12 protein-coding genes are annotated in these 17,293 nt (G+C 48.4%); 5 read left to right on the top strand and 7 right to left on the bottom strand.

From position 1 onward, the window contains the following. Window positions 1–530: 530 nt before the first annotated feature. The 3 genes from EPD17_RS10355 to EPD17_RS10345 form a co-directional block, all read right to left on the bottom strand. Window positions 531–1,388 (bottom strand): hypothetical protein, encoded by an 858-nt coding sequence (locus EPD17_RS10355; protein ID WP_132053965.1) that lies wholly within the window; start codon window positions 1,386–1,388, stop codon window positions 531–533. A gap of 156 nt (window positions 1,389–1,544) precedes the next feature. Next, complete coding sequence (gene odhB / locus EPD17_RS10350) at window positions 1,545–2,783, bottom strand: 2-oxoglutarate dehydrogenase complex dihydrolipoyllysine-residue succinyltransferase (protein WP_132053963.1); 1,239 nt, start codon at window positions 2,781–2,783, stop codon at window positions 1,545–1,547. Between the two features lie 165 nt (window positions 2,784–2,948). Next, window positions 2,949–5,687 carry a 2-oxoglutarate dehydrogenase E1 component gene (locus tag EPD17_RS10345; RefSeq protein WP_132053961.1) on the bottom strand — a complete coding sequence of 913 codons (2,739 nt, stop codon included), beginning with the start codon at window positions 5,685–5,687 and terminating at the stop codon, window positions 2,949–2,951. A 243-nt stretch (window positions 5,688–5,930) separates the two neighbouring features. On the opposite strand from EPD17_RS10345, the gene rpsT reads away from it, so the two are divergent. Then, complete coding sequence (gene rpsT / locus EPD17_RS10340; RefSeq protein WP_114234374.1) at window positions 5,931–6,185, top strand: 30S ribosomal protein S20; 255 nt, start codon at window positions 5,931–5,933, stop codon at window positions 6,183–6,185. A gap of 188 nt (window positions 6,186–6,373) precedes the next feature. Then, the gene (locus EPD17_RS10335; RefSeq protein WP_132053959.1) at window positions 6,374–8,107 is read left to right on the top strand and encodes a M14 family metallopeptidase; all 1,734 of its coding nucleotides are present in this window, start codon (window positions 6,374–6,376) and stop codon (window positions 8,105–8,107) included. A gap of 19 nt (window positions 8,108–8,126) precedes the next feature. On the opposite strand, the gene EPD17_RS10330 is transcribed toward EPD17_RS10335, so the two are convergent. The 4 genes from EPD17_RS10330 to EPD17_RS10315 form a co-directional block, all read right to left on the bottom strand. Then, on the bottom strand, window positions 8,127–9,353 hold the full coding sequence (locus tag EPD17_RS10330) for an MFS transporter (protein WP_132053957.1): 1,227 nt from the start codon (window positions 9,351–9,353) through the stop codon (window positions 8,127–8,129). Window positions 9,354–9,583: 230 nt separating this feature from the next. Beyond that, window positions 9,584–12,067 (bottom strand): TonB-dependent receptor, encoded by a 2,484-nt coding sequence (locus EPD17_RS10325; protein WP_132053955.1) that lies wholly within the window; start codon window positions 12,065–12,067, stop codon window positions 9,584–9,586. Window positions 12,068–12,095: 28 nt separating this feature from the next. Then, window positions 12,096–12,839, bottom strand: a complete 744-nt coding sequence (locus tag EPD17_RS10320; RefSeq protein WP_132053953.1) for a LytR/AlgR family response regulator transcription factor — start codon at window positions 12,837–12,839, stop codon at window positions 12,096–12,098. After that, complete coding sequence (locus tag EPD17_RS10315) at window positions 12,832–14,001, bottom strand: sensor histidine kinase (RefSeq protein ID WP_132053951.1); 1,170 nt, start codon at window positions 13,999–14,001, stop codon at window positions 12,832–12,834. The genes EPD17_RS10320 and EPD17_RS10315 overlap by 8 nt, the downstream gene beginning before the upstream one ends. Window positions 14,002–14,262: 261 nt before the next feature. Here EPD17_RS10315 and EPD17_RS10310 point away from each other — a divergent pair, with 261 nt between their 5' ends. From EPD17_RS10310 to EPD17_RS10300, 3 genes are all read left to right on the top strand, one after another. Then, window positions 14,263–15,615, top strand: a complete 1,353-nt coding sequence (locus EPD17_RS10310; protein ID WP_132053949.1) for a vanadium-dependent haloperoxidase — start codon at window positions 14,263–14,265, stop codon at window positions 15,613–15,615. Between the two features lie 33 nt (window positions 15,616–15,648). After that, a complete protein-coding gene (locus EPD17_RS10305; protein WP_132053947.1) occupies window positions 15,649–16,500 on the top strand; it encodes a hypothetical protein in 852 nt (283 codons plus the stop codon). Between the two features lie 126 nt (window positions 16,501–16,626). Continuing rightward, window positions 16,627–17,268, top strand: a complete 642-nt coding sequence (locus EPD17_RS10300) for a PKD domain-containing protein (protein ID WP_132053945.1) — start codon at window positions 16,627–16,629, stop codon at window positions 17,266–17,268. Window positions 17,269–17,293: the final 25 nt, after the last annotated feature.

Genomic DNA, 17,293 nt, shown 5'->3' with positions numbered 1-17,293 from the left:
TTGTACTTCATGGAAGGGTTCAATGGTTTTGGTTGTATGGTGTCCATGCAGGCGGTAGCAAGCCATGCATTTTATCTGCAGCAAATATCTGCGCTGCCGTTAAAAAGGACGGTTCAAACTTTAAGAGTGGCGCATTTGTAAATCTGTACGGTTGTTTAAGATTATTAACCGGGTGAATCAGTTGTTCTTTACATAGCAACACAATGCGCTGCTTTGAATCATTGATGTCTATCAATGTTAGTTGTCACAGAGTAGTCGATGGTAGTGTCTTGTATATTAGGGCGTGTCATCCCGTACTTGTTTCGGCATCTTCTGCTATCAGCGTTCATTTAAACACAAGGAGATGCCGAAACAAGTTCGGCATGACAAACCCAAACTAAAAAAAAGCGGTAATCATTTGGCGATACGATTTGCCTTTACCAGTATCGAACCCTTTTGTCTTCTTACCTAGAAACAACAAAGCCCATTCCTACGAATGGGCTTTGTAAATACTATCGTAATTGAAGCTTTAAATAATTTAACTGATTACTTTATCCAAAATTAAAGAATACCGGAATCTTACCGCCGTCCACAGATACTTCGGCAGACACCGGTTTGTCATCCCTGTTGTATTGATAGGTGACATTGATCATTTCTTCATCCACACCCGCAGGATCCGACAAATCACGCAGTGATAATTGCGTTACGTTATTGGGCGATGCAAAATAGATTTGGTCGGTTACAAAGGCTTCCACACCAAGATCCAGCGCGGCAGACTTAGAATCAAATTGCAAACCTATTGCCGCCATCTTAACCTGCGCACCGGTTTGTGGGTTGGCGGTGTACGTATCGATGTTTACCGGGTTACCCGATGCATCGTACACAAATTCCAACTTGCCCACTTCTAAAAAAATACCCGATGCTTTTTCTTTATACAAAAAGCGCTGTGTAGCCAGCCGCCCATTGTTCATTACAAACACGGTACTATCTACCAGTATACTGCCGTTGAGTTCATACTCGCTTACCCTCGATGTGTAGCGCTTTGCATTCACATCGTAGTGCACGGTGTAGGTAGTATTTTCCGGGAAACCAGCCGCATCCAAATCGGTAACGGTGTATTGTGTAATGATGCCTGTGGTGTTGCGGATCACACGCAGTTCAAGGCCAGTGGTGAATAACGCAAAGTCATCGCCGGTGGTGCGGTGCCCGGTCCAGCGCCCAGCATTGTCGTAAAAAAACTCGGTGTACACAGAATCTGTCGGGCTGTATTGATAAACAATTTTCGAAAGCCGGTTTCCTTTGTTAGGCTGTATGGGCACCGAATTGTCGGGCAATTCTTCGGAAGGTTCTTTCTGGCAACTGGTAAAAGCCACGGTCAGGAGCAATAGGTATAGCAGCGATTTTTTCATAAACAGCTCTATGCGGTTTCGGGGGTAAAAGAAGGTGGTGTAGCGCCTACAAATTAAAAAAAATGGGCTACTGTTGCCTATTTATTTATTGGCAGGCAAACAAAAAGGCGGACCGCACTATGCGACCCGCCCCGAGTTTATCTTTCATTGCATTGATTACAATTGCAGCAAAGCCTTCACAGGATCTTTACCAAAGAGTAACAACTCTGGTTTTTCCAGCAGTTCTTTTACCCGTACCAAAAAGCCCACCGACTCGCGGCCGTCAATGATGCGGTGGTCGTAGCTCAGTGCCAGGTACATCATGGGACGCACTTCAATTTTTCCATCCACTACCATGGCGCGGTCCTGGATTTTGTGCATGCCCAAAATGGCCGACTGCGGAATGTTGATGATGGGTGTACTCATAAGCGAACCAAACACACCGCCATTGGTGATGGTAAAAGTGCCTCCCTGCATTTCCTCCATCGACAATTTATTGTCGCGGGCCTTGGTGGCCAGTTCCACTACTTTCTTTTCAATTTCAAACATGCTCAGGCTCTCGGCATTGCGGATCACCGGAACCACTAAACCCTTGGGCGCAGAAACGGCAATCGATACATCACAATAATCGTGGTAGATGATCGAGTCGCCATCGATGTAAGCGTTTACTGCAGGCCACTCCTGCAGCGCAAAACAAACGGCTTTGGTAAAGAACGACATAAAGCCAAGGTTCACGCCATGAGCTTCTTTGAACTTGTCTTTGTTGGCCGAACGGATGGCCATGATGGCACCCATATCCACCTCGTTGAACGTGGTGAGCATGGCGGTTGTGTTCTTTGCTTCAACCAGCCGGCGCGAAACGGTTTTGCGCAGGTTGCTCATTTTTTCGCGGCGCTCTCCGCGGCCAAAGGCTTCCACGCCTGGTTTGCGGCCAGGGTTGGCCAGTGCACCCAGCACGTCGTCTTTCAATATTTTACCATTAAAACCCGAAGGCTGAATGGATTTGGGATCTACTTTTTTATCGGCAATTATGGCCGATGCCACCGGCGTGGCTTTGATATCGTTGGGCACCGAAGTAACGGGGGCCTGTGCCGCTGCGGGCTGCGCTGCAGGTGCCGCTTCCTTAGTTGGCGCCTCCGCTGCGGGTGCAGCTTCGGGTTGTGCGGCGCCTTCAGGCTTGGGTGCCGTTTCGTCGATTTGCGCCACCAGGTCGCCAATGTTGAGGGTGTCGCCCTCTTTACCTACAGTTTTTAAAACACCGGCTTGTTCGGCGTTCAATTCAAAGGTTGCTTTTTCGCTTTCCAGTTCTGCTATCACCTCATCCCGCTCTACATAAGCGCCGTCACCTTTCAGCCATTTTACGAGGGTAACTTCATTGATGGATTCCCCCACTGTAGGTACTTTGATATCAATCATGTGTTGTTAAACTTTTTGCTTGAAACTAATCGTTGGTGGTAGCTGCAAGCTATGTTCAAAAATCCAAACTATTATTATGTGGTTTGAACCACAAAGGCACTAAGGAACAAAAGAAACACAAAGATTTATTGCACCCTTTTTACCGCTGTAGCCCCATTGCGAATATTAAATGGAAAAAGCGGTGTCCACAATTTCGGCCTGCTCCTGTGCATGCACTTTCGAGTACCCGGTTGCAGTAGCAGCACTTGGCTGACGGCTGATGATACCAAAGTTCACCACCTTCAAATTCATTTGCAGGAACGATGCGGCGCCCATGTTCAGCGGCTCTTCCTGTACCCAGAACCAGGTAGCGTTGACGTACTTGTTGTACAGCGCTTCCAGTTGTGCCACCGGCAGCGGGAACAATTGTTCCATGCGTACAATGGCCACATCCTGCCGCGACTCTTTTGCCTGCTTTTCTGCCAGGTCGTAGTACACTTTGCCGGAGCAAAACAACACCTTGGTTACGGCATTGGCATCTTGTACAAATGCATCGTCCACCACTTCTTTAAAGCCACCGTTGGTAAACTCGCTGATGTGCGAATAGCTGGCCTGCAGGCGCAGGTTGGCTTTTGGCGAAAAATTGATCAGCGGCTTGCGGAACGGCCAGTTAAGCTGGCGGCGCAGTGCGTGGAAAAAGTTGGCAGCCGTAGTAATGTTGGTGATCACCATATTGTCCTCGGCGCAAAGCTGGAGGAAACGTTCGAGGCGGGCACTGGAGTGCTCGGGGCCTTGTCCTTCGTAGCCGTGCGGCAACAACATCACCACACCGTTCATGCGCTGCCATTTGGTTTCGGCAGAGGAAATAAACTGGTCGATGATGATTTGTGCACCGTTGGCAAAATCGCCAAACTGTGCTTCCCACAATACCAATGCGTTGGGGTTTGCCATGGCATAGCCATATTCAAAACCAAGCACCGCGTATTCGCTCAGCAGCGAGTTGTAAATTTTAAAACAGGTTTTGTCGTTTGGCCCAAACTGGTTGATCCGGTTGTATTCTTTGTTGGTGGCCTCATCGCGAATAATAGCGTGGCGGTGTGAAAAAGTGCCGCGTTTTACATCCTGCCCGCTCATGCGCACTTCTTTGCCTTCGGCAATCAGGGATGCATAAGCCAACAGTTCGCCGGTAGCCCAGTCCACTTTTTGTTCGGCGTCAAACAATTTTACTTTATCCTGCAACAGCTTTTCCACTTTGCGCAGCGGCTTGAAATCTTCAGGCCATTGCATCAAGCCGGTAAACAACCGGCGGAATTCATCGTCGCTGATGGCTGTATTGGGCGATGCTTCAAAATCGGCTGGCGTGGATTTGCGCAGGCTTTGCCACCAAAGCTCGGGCTGCTGAAATTTGTACGGCAGCGGGTTTTGCTTTATTTCATCCAGACGGTCCTGTAGGTCGCCCCAGAATTTCTTCTCCATTTCCTTTGCCAGCTCCTGTGCTTCGGTTTTACCATTTTGCAACAAGAACTGCACATAAGTTTCACGTGGGTTGGCGTGTTTGTCGATCAACGCATACAACGCCGGTTGTGTAAACTTCGGATCGTCGCCTTCGTTGTGGCCATGGCGGCGATAGCACACCATATCAATAAATATATCGGCGTTAAACTCCTGGCGGTAGCGGGTGGCAATTTCCACGCAACGTACTACAGCTTCGGGATCATCGCCGTTTACATGCAACACTGGCGCCTGCACAATGCCGGCAACGGAGGTGCTGTAATCAGATGAACGGGCATCATCAAAATCGGTGGTAAAACCAATCTGGTTGTTGATCACAAAATGTATGGTACCGCCGGTATCGTAACCATTGAGGTCGCTCATTTGCACCACCTCGTACACAATACCCTGGCCTGCTACCGACGCATCGCCGTGAATTAAAATCGGCAATACGGCATCAAACTCGGAACCGTACATTACATCGGCCTTGGCGCGGCTAAAGCCCAGCACCACGGGGTCCACCGCTTCGAGGTGCGAAGGGTTCGGTGCCAGTTTCAGGTTCACGGTTTTACCGCTGATGGTTTCCACTTCGGAGGAAAAACCAAGATGGTATTTTACATCACCACTGCCCATCGTTTGATCGGGAATGGCGGTGCCTTCAAATTCAGAAAAAATCTGCTCGTATGTTTTGCCCAAAATATTGGCCAGCACATTGAGGCGGCCGCGGTGGGCCATACCAATCACCACTTCTTTTACGCCGCTGTTCGCAGCCGTATCAATAATGGTGTCCAGTGCCGCAATAGTGGTTTCGCCGCCTTCCAGCGAAAAGCGCTTTTGGCCCACATATTTGGTGTGCAAAAACTTTTCGAAGATCACGCCCTGGTTTAGTTTTTCCAGCACCCGGCGTTTCTTTTCGATGGGCAACGGTTGATACAAGTTGGCTTCAATTTCTTTTTGCAGCCATTCAACACGCTCCTGTTTTAATATAAACTGGTACTCAACACCCACTTTACCGGTGTAGGTTTTTTGCAGGCGGTCGATGATATCTTTCAATGTAGCCGCCTCCATGCCGATGGCTTTGCCGGCAGCAAACTTTTGCCCCAGGTCGGCTTCGGCCAAACCAAAAAATTTCGGGTCCAGGTTGGCACCGCGGTCTTTGCGTTTGCGGATCGGGTTGGTATCTGCCTGCAGGTGGCCTCTTTGGCGATAAGCCTGGATCAGGCTGTACACCGCAAACTCTTTGGTGAGTTGTGCGCCATCTACGCTTTTACCATTGGCCCCTGGTGCGGCAGGCACCTGTGATACGGCAAAATCAAAACCTTCAAAAAATTTCCTGAACTCCGGATCCACGCTTTCGGGATTATCAACATAGCCCTGGTAAAGGCTTTCGATGTAAGAGGGATGGGAGTGTGTTATGTAAGAGAAATCCTTCATTTAAAGGAGGTTTGTACGTTATTTTGTTGGGAGTATGCAAATATCGGGTAAAAAAGGACTGCATGTTTTGTAAAAATGCGTTTGTAGATAAACAACCAATTGTGCAACATTATTAGGTTGGCCGGAACGAACGCCATTTACTAATATTACCATAACGTTGTGGGCATTGCGCAACAATTTTTGCCAAAATGTTGGCCCGTTTCAAAATATCTACTACTTTTGCCGTCCAAATTAAAAGAACACATGGCTAATCATAAGGCAACAAAAAAAGATATGCGTCAGGCCACTAAGCGCCGTGATCGTAACCGTTACTATGGCAAAACTACCCGTAATGCCGTACGTTCCCTGCGTGCTTTAGATGACAAGACTGCCGCCACTGAAAAAATGCCTGAGGTAATCGCTATGATTGATAAGCTGGCTAAGCGTGGCGTAATCCACAAGAACAAAGCGAACAACCTGAAGAGCAAGCTGGCTAAGCGCCTCAACACACTGGCGTAAGCACTGCTCCCTTCAACAATATTACAGGCGTTCTTTTCGAACGCCTTTTTTCGTTGGCGGCCAACAACCAAAAACCATCGGTGCATGTAGGTAAATGACAAACGGCATGTTTGCAAATTTTCCACATTACAACTAGGTCGCTGCATTTTTACCTCGCCACATTTATGTGCGGCCCCTAACTTCGGGGCATGTGCAATCGTTTCCTATTTGTTGTCGCAATTCTTTGCCTTTCAGTTGCAGCCCACTCGCAAAATTTTCCTACCCGCTTTGAAACATCCGGTGGCAAACAAACCCCCACCTACCCCGAAATCATCCAGTGGTGGCATCGCCTCGATGCCGCCTCCCCCATCGTTCAAATGAAAGAAATGGGGCCTACTGATGCAGGCCACCCGCTCCACTTGGTTGTGGTTTCAGCAGATAAGGATTTCAATATTGCATCGCTGAAAAAAAAGGGACGCCATATTGTTTTCGTACTCAACGGCATCCACCCCGGCGAGCCCGATGGCATTGACGCCAGCATGCTGCTGGTGCGGGATATTGTAGCGGGCAAATGGGCGTTGCCCAAAAACGTGGTGCTGGCACTGGTGCCGGTCTACAATATTGGCGGTGCACTAAACCGCAGCAAATGGTACCGTGTAGACCAAGACGGCCCTGAAGAATTTGGCTTTCGCGGCAACAGCCGCAACCTCGATCTGAACCGCGATTTCATTAAAGCCGATTCAAAAGAAGCACTCACCTTTACCCGCATTTTTCATTACCTCGATCCCGATGTATTTGTTGACAACCATGTAAGCAACGGCGCCGATTACCAGCACGTGATGACGCTGATTGCATCGCAACACAATAAGCTCGGTGGCGGGATGGGCGAGTTCATGAACAACAAGTTTGTGCCGGAGCTGTACAAAATGATGCAGCAACGCGGCTTTGACCTGGTGCCTTATGTGAACCATTTTGGCAAAACGCCGGAGCAAGGTTGGACAGAATTTTGGGACAGCCCGCGGTACAGCAGCGGCTTTGCTTCGCTATGGCACACATTCGGGTTTGTGCCCGAAACGCATATGCTGAAACCTTACCCGCAACGCGTGGCGGCTACCCGTGCACTGATGGAATCTTTTTTACAATTTACCGCGGCAAACGGCGCCGAAATAAAGTCATTAAGACAGGCACAAAAAACGGCTTACAAAACGGCCAACCGCCTGCCGGTAAAATGGTCGTTGGACAGCAGCAAGCCTGCCACTATTACGTTTAAAGGATATAAGTCCACTACAAAAGAAAGTGCCGTCTCCAACCTACCGCGGCTTTTTTACGACCGCACACAACCCTATACCGCACAAATCCCTTTTTATAATTTTTATAAAGAAACAGCCTGGATTGATGCACCAAAAGGCTACATGATTCCAAAAGGCTGGCACACGGTGATAGAACGGTTGACCGCAAACAGCATCAAAATGCAGCCAGTGAAACGGGACACGACCATAAAAGTGGAAACATACACCATCACGGGTTACCAGGCATCGGCACGGCCATACGAAGGCCACCATACCAATGGCAATGTAACCGTAGAAAAAAAGACCAAAACAATGACGTTTCGTGCCGGCGATTACTGGATTCCGTTTGCCCAGCCCGGCTATCGGTTTTTGCTGGAAACACTCGAACCAACTACCGAAGATTCTTACTTTGTTTGGAATTTTTTCGATCCCATCCTGAGCCGCAAGGAAGGCTTTTCGGATTATGTGTTTGAAGAAACAGCGGCAAAATTCTTAGCATCCAATCCGGAAGTAAAAGCCCTGTTGGAAGCCAAACGAAAAAGCGATCCTGCTTTTGCAAAAAGTGCCGCACAGCAACTCGAATTTGTTTACCAGAACTCTCCCTACGTGGAGCCGGCGTATATGTTGTACCCTGTTTTTCGCGTGGTAAAATAATGCGGACGGCTGTACATCTTTAAGCAGGATTTACCCGGCGCACTACGTCGGTTTGCTTGAAGGTGCGCAGACCAATAATGACCGTGGTCATCAACACCGCAATGCTTAAATAGCCCACCCAGTTGTAATGCAGGATGCGGCCGTTGGTGCCTTTTGCCACAATCAGCCCGGCAACCAACGAAGCTGCGCTGGTACCCAATTGCTGTATACTGCTATTGAAGCTCATAAAGCTGCCACGCGTAGCGGCAGGAATAACATTGCTCACCATGGCCTGTGCCGCCACGCCTCTGCCAGTAGATAGTGTAAACCAAATGGCAAACAATACCAGCACAATTGCAAAATGCATATCGGGCAGCGCAGTAATGAGCAGCACCAGCGGCAACGCAGCCAACACGCAAATACGGAACACCAGCAGTTTGCCTTTCCTATCGGCCAGCTTGCCCAGCCAGTTGGCAGCAATAAACGAAGCAACACCACCAACAAGGTAAATCATCGGTGTTTGCTGTTTTGAAAATCCTTTGTTGAATTCGAGGTAGGGATTGATGAAAGGAATCACGAGGAAATGCCCCATCATGATCAGCCCCGAAAAGATGAGCGCCATGCGCTGCTGCTTGCTTTTGAGCACATTTTGCATGATGCTCCACCGCTGCCCCATCGTGGGCTTGTCCCCTGCCTGTATATGTGCTGTAAGTGATGGAATGTATTTAAGCAAAAACGGAATGGTAATCAGCCCGATCAACACCACCATTAAAAAAGGGGCATGCCACGAAATTAGATTAGCGAGGTACAGCGAAAACGGCACGCCAAAAGTAGACGCCACGGCAAATGCCGACATGATGCTGCCCATGGCTTTCCCGCGCTGCTCGTAAGCAAACATATCGGCAATGATGGAAAGCACCTGTGCGCCAATAAGCCCTCCGAAAGTACCGGCAAATAACCGGGACAAAAGCAGGAAGCCATAAGTAGGCGCAATGCCGCAGGCCAGCGTGCCGGCAAGAAAACCAACGTAGCCAAACAGCAGCACTTTTTTGCGATCGAAATTATCTACAAAGAACGCTGCCAGGAAACCCGAAATGCCTGCGGAAATGGTGTACGCTGCAACGAGGTATGTAAACTGCACCGGTGAAATTTTAAAGTAAGGGATCAGGTAATTGCCCAGGGGCATCATGATCATGAAATCGAGGATATGGGTAAAATTGATGGCAGCCATCAATAGCAACACCACGCCGTTCTTGTTTTTTCCCATAAAAAATGAGGTGATAAAAAAGGCACAAAGCTACGGTATTAAGTATGGGGCCGCATTGTAATATTTATGAACGGGCGAATGGACGCACAAGCATGTGCTTGTTTTAAGCAAGGCCAAAAGTGCAAACAGAACAGGCCTTCCCCTTCAATGCCGCAGGAAAACCCGTTCGTTGCACGTTTCCCTAAACCTTACAAAAATTATGGTGTGTTGTGCCCATTTGCTAAAGTTGCTTATTTACGGTCGGGCACATGCAGCTTTAATTCTGCTACAACGAGGCGGCCAATAGATGGTGAACCCACAAACTCAACTTGCTTTGTATTGAACAAATTGGTGACGCCTAGATTTACTTGCACCTGCTGGTTCACCCAGTAGTTGGCACTCACATCAACCGAGGTAAAGCCGCCCAGTGCGCCGTGGTCAAAGTTCTTTTTGAGCGGCGGGTTGGGCGGTGTACGCATGATGACACCCCTCCGGCCCGCACCTGCCGACGTGCCTATTTGCGAACCGCTGTAAAAATCGTATTCCGCCACATAGCGTGCCGACAGGTTGATGACGAGTTTTTGTTTGAATAGATTTTGAATACGCAGCATTGCCAACGCCTTGTGTTCGGGTGCATTGGTACTGTTTTCGTCGGCAGTTACTTCGTTATCGCGGTTTGCATCGTTTTCGGGACGGTAGTTTTTTATATCCGAATCGAACCAGGAATATTTTAAGGCAAAACCGATAGTATTGTTCAATTCATAATTCAATCCTGCATCAATACCCCAGGCTTGTACGTTCCCATAATTGAAATAGGTATTGAAAAAAGCATTTGTCAACACACCACTTTCATCATTGCCCGCAAATACCGGGTTATGTCTTACAGCATATTCGCCAAGCGTTATTGCCCTGCCTGCAACAGTGCGGGGCGGCCCCAGAAAATTTTTGATGCGGCTATAATAACCGTTCACATCCATATACAACTTGCGTGTAACCGTGCCTTTGTAGCCTAGTTCCCAGGTGCGCACCTCTTCAGGCCTTAATGGTGTAGTGCGTTGGTACTGCTCCGGATCATTTGCCTTGTTTACCGGCCAGTAAGTGATGCCCTCGCCATTGCCAAATATAAAACCATTGAGGATGGAATACTGGTTGAGGATACTGGGCATGGCATAAGCCTTAGCCCAGGTAATGCGCAGGCTGCCGTCGCCAACAGTTTTTACCAGCCCAAACTTGGGTGCATACACATTGCCAAAGTTGCTGTGATGGTCCCAACGCAACGCTCCTATAAAACGTGCATCCATGGGCAGTTTTTGCTCCATCTGCAGCACGGCGCCGTATTGGTTGATCTCGATCCGCTTGAACGAATCGACCAGATTTACGCCAAAGCCATTCGGCCGCTCTTTTTGAAAGTTAACACCGCCAACTACAAACAAGCCCACACTTTTAAAATGATGATTGTACTGGGCATCGGCATTCAGCCGCTGGCTTTCTTCTTTGAACAGGTTTCTAGTTCTTGCTCTCCGCTCCGCAGAATCGGCCGGGACCTGCTGGTTGGTAAAGGTCCAAAAATCCCGGGTGTAATTGGCAATCAGGTAAGAGTTGCCAATGTTACCCCACGAATTGTACACCGTTATATAATACCGCGGGTTTACGATACGTGCCTGCAAAAAACGATAAGTAAGGTCTTTCATCTGGTTGCGCATGGTGGTGGTAACCTGCAGGTAATCGTTGGTGCTGCCACCACCCGACACAACGATATCGGTAAACGGTGTGAGGCTGTAGTAAATATGTCCTTCGCCGCGAATGTGCCGGAAATCAAAATCCACATTGCGCTCCGGTACCGACCGGTCGGACGTGGCAAGCGGCACATACACACTGTCGTAAAATGTAAAATCTCTTCCGGTCACGTGTTCGCCGGTCACTTTAAAAGCCCACCGATCGTTTAGCTTCATTGCGTGGCGCAAGCGGGCACTGAACTGCGACCGGTTTCCTGCACTTGCGGCCAGCGTGGTGCCGCCATATTTTCTTGGATCTTTGGTGATAAAATTAAACACGGCATTGTGTGCATTGGGCCCATACAGCGCAGACTGCGGGCCGAGCACCACTTCCAGCCGTTCAATGTCTTCTTTAATGATGGAACCTTTGTTCAACATGGGCAAGCCGCCGCTCAGGGGCGTCATCATGTTGCGGCCATCCGCCAGTTGCAGAATTTTATTATTAAATGCATTGTTGAAGCCCCTTGCATTGAACATCGTCTCGTCCATCCCCGATCGGGTCATTTCAATGCCTTGCACTTTGGATAGTAGCTCGCCAAAATTTGATCCGGCAAATTCATTCAACTCCGTTTTACCAATAACCTGTATCGACGCCGGTGCAGCAGTTATTTTTTCGGCGCGGCGCGAAGCGGAAACCACTACTTCGTGCCCCAGTTTTGTATCCATCGTTAATGACGCATGTATATTGGTTTCTTCTTCCCGGAGCGTCCGTTCTATTTCTTCGTAACCCACAAAAGAAAAAACTAGTGTTTGTTTTGAATGTGATGGTTTCGAAATACTGAAATGGCCTCTTCGGTCAGTGGTTACCGTTAGTTCTGAACCCTTAACCGTTACCGAAGCACCGGCTAAAGGCAGGCCCGTTTCGCCGTCGATAACTGTGCCCCAGATCTGTCCGCCGGATTGTGCAAACACGGGAGCGGGAAGGCAACACAAGAATACCAGGTTGAGTAGTTTGATCATAGCAGCATTGGTTGGTTTTTATGAATCGTTAGCTTTGCTGGTGTTGCAGTTTCAAAAAACTGTTGCGGTACAATTTGCCAATGGGCAATTCCTTTTTGCCGATTTCCACGGTTTCATGCGTGAACGAAGAAATTTTAGCCAGCGAAACAATAAACGAACGGTGAATGCGCATGAACTGGCTGGCTGAAAGCATGGCCTCCACCGAAGCAATGGTTTGTCGGGTAACAATAAACCCTTTTGCTGTATACACTTTTACATAGTCCTTATCGCTTTCCACGTACAGCACTTCGTCTAAAAAAAGCTTGATCATTTTACGATCCACGCGTAAATAAATAAAGGAAGGCTGCACTTTGTTGTTATCATCGGCATTAACTGCTCCTGCTCCATCACCATCCTGGCGGCGTTGTGGAAACGCTTTGTTTACCGCTTTTAAAAACCGGTCAAAACGAATTGGTTTTAGGAGGTAATCCACCACGTCCAGTTCAAAGCCTTCGTATGCATATTCTTTGTGTGCGGTGGTGAAAATGATCTTCGGGCCGTTGCGCAGGCTTCTTACAAAATCGGTTCCGCTCAGTTGCGGCATTTTGATGTCCAGGAAAATCATGTCCACTGTTTCCTCGTGCAAAAAAATGGTGGCATCAATGGCGTTTCCAAACTCCGCAAGCAGTTTCAGTGTCGGTATTTGCTGGATGTACCGCCGCACCACGTCCCGCGCCATGGGCTCGTCATCTACAATGATGCACGAAATGGATTGGTGTGTACCGTTAGGCATAGGTAACGTCAGTTTGGGTTGCGGTAATAGCGGCGGGTTGTACAGCTACTTTTTGCCGCACCAGTTCCACGCTCAGGTCCACCACAAATACTTCTTCGTCTTCTCTTATTTGCAGTTCGTACCGGTCGTTGTACAGCAGCTCCAGCCGCTGCCGTACGTTGTTGATGCCAATGCCCGAACGGTGCGCTTCCGCTTCTTGCACTGGCGCTTTCCCGTTCATCAGCTTCATCACCATGGTGGTGCCTTTTACCTCCACGGTAAAATTGATCCAGGGATTTTGCAACATATTGCTGGCGCCGTGCTTAAAGCAATTTTCCACAAAAGGCAGCAGCAGCAACGGCGTTATGTAAACATCATCGGCCTTATCAGGTGTAAGCACATGCACATCCAGCTTGTTTCCATACCGGATCTTTTCGAGGTTAATGTACTCGGTGATCATTGCCAGTTCCTGTTTCAGCGGCACCAGTTGTTTCTGGCCTTCGTATAAAATATAACGCAGTATGTCGGAAAGGTCCATGAGCATCTTGGCGCTTTTCGGCGATTCGGTTTGTGCCTGCGAATAGATATTGTTGAGGGTGTTGAATAGAAAATGTGGATGCACCTGCGCAGTCAGCAACTGCAGTTGCGCCTCCGATTTTTCTTTTTGCAGTTGTAGGTTGCGGTGCTGGTGGTGGTACCAGTGCTTGCCCACCTTCATCATCAGCGCACTGGCGGTAATAGTAAAAGCGCCTTTGTTGGTTGCGATCACTGCCATAAAAAACGACATGCCCGGAACCCGCTGACTGGCTGGAATCCTTTCAGGCGGCAACACCCAAAATAGGAACGGCTGCATCACTTTGCCCATCAGGATCATGTTGAAGATGCCGCACATAAACCACAGCACGATCATGAAAAAAATGCCAGCTATATATCTTTTCTTCAAAATGAATTGCGGGAAGATCCAGTACAGTACGATGTACACCATGGGCAGCTGCCCAAACACCACGAAAAAACTTTCGGAAAACGTATAGATGGGATTCTTGAAATAAGACATCTCGGGGTAGCCAAATGGCATGGCTGCATGGGTAAGCGTGATATAAGGATACCACAAGCCCCAAAATAGGAGGTGTTGTTTCACCCGGTCGCTTTTTTTCTGCGAAAACACAAAGTTGGCCAGCGACATTATATAATAGTTTACTTAAATATAATTCAACTTACGCTGAATGTAAAGTGCGCTGAATTAAATGCGTTGAACGAATAATTAACCGCGACAAAGTGTTTTTGTCGCAGGTAAAAACCGGAGCGAAAGCTGTGCTCCCATTTTTAAATCCCCATTTAAGCCGTCTGTAGCACAACCAGTTTCTTTAGTCGCATTTCCCAAAAACTGTTCGTATATAAAAATATTTTTAGGTGATCAAGTGCTGTTTGTCCAAAAACCACTGTTATGAAACCAACCACTAACCTACTGGTCGCAACCATTATTACCTTTTTCCTGATTGGCTCCTGTAAAAAGCCCTACGATTTTGAACAGGTATTTGAGGGATTTAAGAAGCCCAATAATCCCGGCTTTGCTGCAAATGATATGGTGCTGTACTGGAATGAAAAAACGGCCACCGTGCTGGCCAGCCCAATGATCCAGCCTGCCCGTGCACGCCTGTTTGCCATTGTGGAAATTGCGGTGCACGATGCGCTCAACAACATCAAGCCAAAGTATGAGGCCTACGCCCTCGATGCAAGAGAGCAGTTTGCCGACCCGGATGCGGCCGTGGCCAGTGCCGCATATTGGACCATCAAAGGGTTGAACAGCCAGGGAAATTCGCCCATTGACAGCTGGTATGAAGAAAGCCTCGCCACCATCCCCGACGGCCGGAGTAAAGAGTTGGGTAAAACACTGGGTAAAAAAGCAGCGGACGCCATTTTTGCCAACCGCGCAAACGATGGGCTGTCGCAGGTCGTTCAAACCTCGCAAACACCGGCAGATGGCACCTTGCCCGGAGCATACCGTTCTACATTGATGCTGATCGGTGGAAACCTAACGCCGACGACCATTAAAAGGATTCCAAACTGGGGTACTGTGATGAAGCCGTTTGTGCTAAAAAATAATGAGCAGTTCCGGCCTTCCGCTCCATACGCGGTTACATCGGCGCAGTACGCCACCGATTTTAATGAAGTAAAAACAAAAGGTGGACGGGTGGGCGGCACCCGCACCGCGGCAGAGGAAAAACAAGCCATGTTCTGGCGTGAAAACAGGCCGTCTGTTACATGGAACAATTTTGTTCGGGCAGCCATTGCTGGCAAAAAAATGGATGCCTGGAAAACTGCACGGTTGTTTGCACTGATGCATGTAAGCATGGCCGAAAGCATCAATTCGCAAATGAATGCGGGATACCAATATTATTTCTGGCGCCCTGAAACGGCAATTCGGTTGGCTGCTACCGATGGCAACAATGCTACAACACCGGATCCGAACTGGCTCCCGTTTTTAGATGAAGTACCGAACGTATTTCCTACACCACCGGTGCCCGGTTACCCCAATGGCTTTGCAGCATATGGTGGTAGCACCGCCGAAATACTGCGCCTGTTTTTCGAATCGGATGAAACAGACATCCAATTTACCAGCACTACCTTGCCCAATGAGCCCATTCGCTTTACCAGCTATTCCGCAGCAGCGCGGCAAAATTCATTGAGCATGATCTACACAGGCTGGGATTTTAGAAAGTCTGTTTTGGAAGGCGAAGAGATGGGAAAAAATATTGCCCGCTATGTATTTGCCAACGCATTTATATCAGCCGATTAAGAACTGCATTTTACAACCATAAATAAGCCAACAATGAGAATGCTCGTTACTATTGCAGCACCAATGCTGCTGATCACGGCCTGCCAAAAAGATACAAAAGACAGCGGAAAAGATGATCTGTCGGCCACCGCAACTATCGTCGTTCCTAATGAAGAAACCTCCAGTGCCCGTGGCCAGCAGGCTAATAAATACAACACTTTTTACGGCCCCACCGAACAATTTGGCGAAGGCAGGGTACGAAGTTGGGTGAACATCAGCCACGACAACAAGCCACTGGCTATTGGTATGGAATTTACCGAAGGGGTGCTTGTTCAGGAGCATAGCCACAGCAGCGGCGATGATCATGGACACGAGGTGTTGCTCAAGCTGCATCAGAAGGCAAAAGACCTGATGCCGTTTGATCATTTAACTATGGGATTTATGGCGGAAGGCCACCCGCCTCCAGGCATCTACACAAAGCCACATTTTGATTTTCATTTTTACAAAATGCCGCTGGCGGAGCGCTTAGCAATTCCGGCTTACGAATTGGCGAAGCCAGCTTTTGACAAAAATCCGCCTGCTGGCTACCTGCCGCCGGCCTATGGCAAAGCACCGGCTGGCGAAGCCCGCATGGGTGCGCATTGGATGGATGTGCTTTCGCCTGAATTCAATGGCCAACCGTTCACGCATACGTTTGTGTATGGATCGTACGATGGCGAGGTAAACTTCCTCGAACCAATGGCTTCTCTTGCTTTTCTGCAGGAAGGTACCAGTGTGCACAAGCCGTTCCGCCAGCCCGAAAAATTTGACCCGGTGAATACCTATTATCCTACGCGGTACAACATATGGAAAGACCCGCAGAACGGCCGGCATTATATTGCGTTAGATCAAATGGTTTTGCGATAGCAAAATACAAGCAGCACCAAATTGAATGTTGGTGCTGCCTGCAACATGGAGATCGGGTCTCGGTCTGCTATTCCTATTTAAATAAATACAAGTTAAATGAGGCGCACCGGATTATGCATTTGTTTCATGATCATGCTACAAACCGGCTGTGATAAGGATGACCGGGTTGCCAATCGCCCACCGATTGCTAAAGCTGGCGAATACCTGTTTTTGACATTGCCCGAAAATGCGACGCAGCTGGACGGTTCCCAATCATTTGATCCGGACGGAAAGATTGGAACTTATTCATGGAAGAAAATATCGGGTCCGCCGCTTTTCAAATTAAATCATGCCGATGCTGCAAACGTGATGGTAAGTGAAATGGTGGAAGGTGTGTATGTGTTTGAGCTCGAGGTAACCGACGATGGCGGAGCAACCGGGAAAGATACAAGTACAGCTGTTGTGAACAGAAAAGGGGAAAGTATTCAGTTCAACAATTTGCTGCCTGTTGGTTCACCCTGTTTTTTGAAGATCGCCAACTACAGCGACCAGCTACCGCTAATTTTCAGTTTCGATGTGTATATCAGGCGTTGGTATGAAGAAAGCAGTTCCGCTGTTTGGATGAAAATTGAAAGCATCCCGGATTTAGCTGTTAATTCATCGCTGCCGCCAAATTCCTATTGGTATTGGTATGAAGTGAAAGATGCCGACCTGATCATTCATTATCCTGGCAATATCTTATGCGATTGGGATGGCGCCTTTCATGATGTATATATAAGGTATGACTGATTGCGCACAGGCATTAGCAAATTGG

Source organism: Pseudocnuella soli (genome assembly GCF_004347775.1).
GTDB classification, from domain to species: domain Bacteria; phylum Bacteroidota; class Bacteroidia; order Chitinophagales; family Chitinophagaceae; genus Flavisolibacter; species Flavisolibacter aquaticus.
Note: the sequence above shows the minus strand (reverse complement) of the source record. Positions and strands in the feature narration are given on the sequence as shown.

Excerpts from the sequence above, each read along its gene's own strand:
- EPD17_RS10345 (WP_132053961.1), bottom strand. The coding sequence starts at position 5,687 with ATGAAGGATTTCTCTTACATAACACACTCCCATCCCTCTTACATCGAA.
- EPD17_RS10335 (WP_132053959.1), top strand. The coding sequence starts at position 6,374 with ATGTGCAATCGTTTCCTATTTGTTGTCGCAATTCTTTGCCTTTCAGTT.
- EPD17_RS10310 (WP_132053949.1), top strand. The coding sequence starts at position 14,263 with ATGAAACCAACCACTAACCTACTGGTCGCAACCATTATTACCTTTTTC.
- odhB (WP_132053963.1), bottom strand. The coding sequence starts at position 2,783 with ATGATTGATATCAAAGTACCTACAGTGGGGGAATCCATCAATGAAGTT.
- EPD17_RS10305 (WP_132053947.1), top strand. The coding sequence starts at position 15,649 with ATGAGAATGCTCGTTACTATTGCAGCACCAATGCTGCTGATCACGGCC.
- EPD17_RS10300 (WP_132053945.1), top strand. The coding sequence starts at position 16,627 with ATGATCATGCTACAAACCGGCTGTGATAAGGATGACCGGGTTGCCAAT.
- rpsT (WP_114234374.1), top strand. The coding sequence starts at position 5,931 with ATGGCTAATCATAAGGCAACAAAAAAAGATATGCGTCAGGCCACTAAG.
- EPD17_RS10330 (WP_132053957.1), bottom strand. The coding sequence starts at position 9,353 with ATGGGAAAAAACAAGAACGGCGTGGTGTTGCTATTGATGGCTGCCATC.
- EPD17_RS10315 (WP_132053951.1), bottom strand. The coding sequence starts at position 14,001 with ATGTCGCTGGCCAACTTTGTGTTTTCGCAGAAAAAAAGCGACCGGGTG.
- EPD17_RS10325 (WP_132053955.1), bottom strand. The coding sequence starts at position 12,067 with ATGATCAAACTACTCAACCTGGTATTCTTGTGTTGCCTTCCCGCTCCC.
- EPD17_RS10355 (WP_132053965.1), bottom strand. The coding sequence starts at position 1,388 with ATGAAAAAATCGCTGCTATACCTATTGCTCCTGACCGTGGCTTTTACC.
- EPD17_RS10320 (WP_132053953.1), bottom strand. The coding sequence starts at position 12,839 with ATGCCTAACGGTACACACCAATCCATTTCGTGCATCATTGTAGATGAC.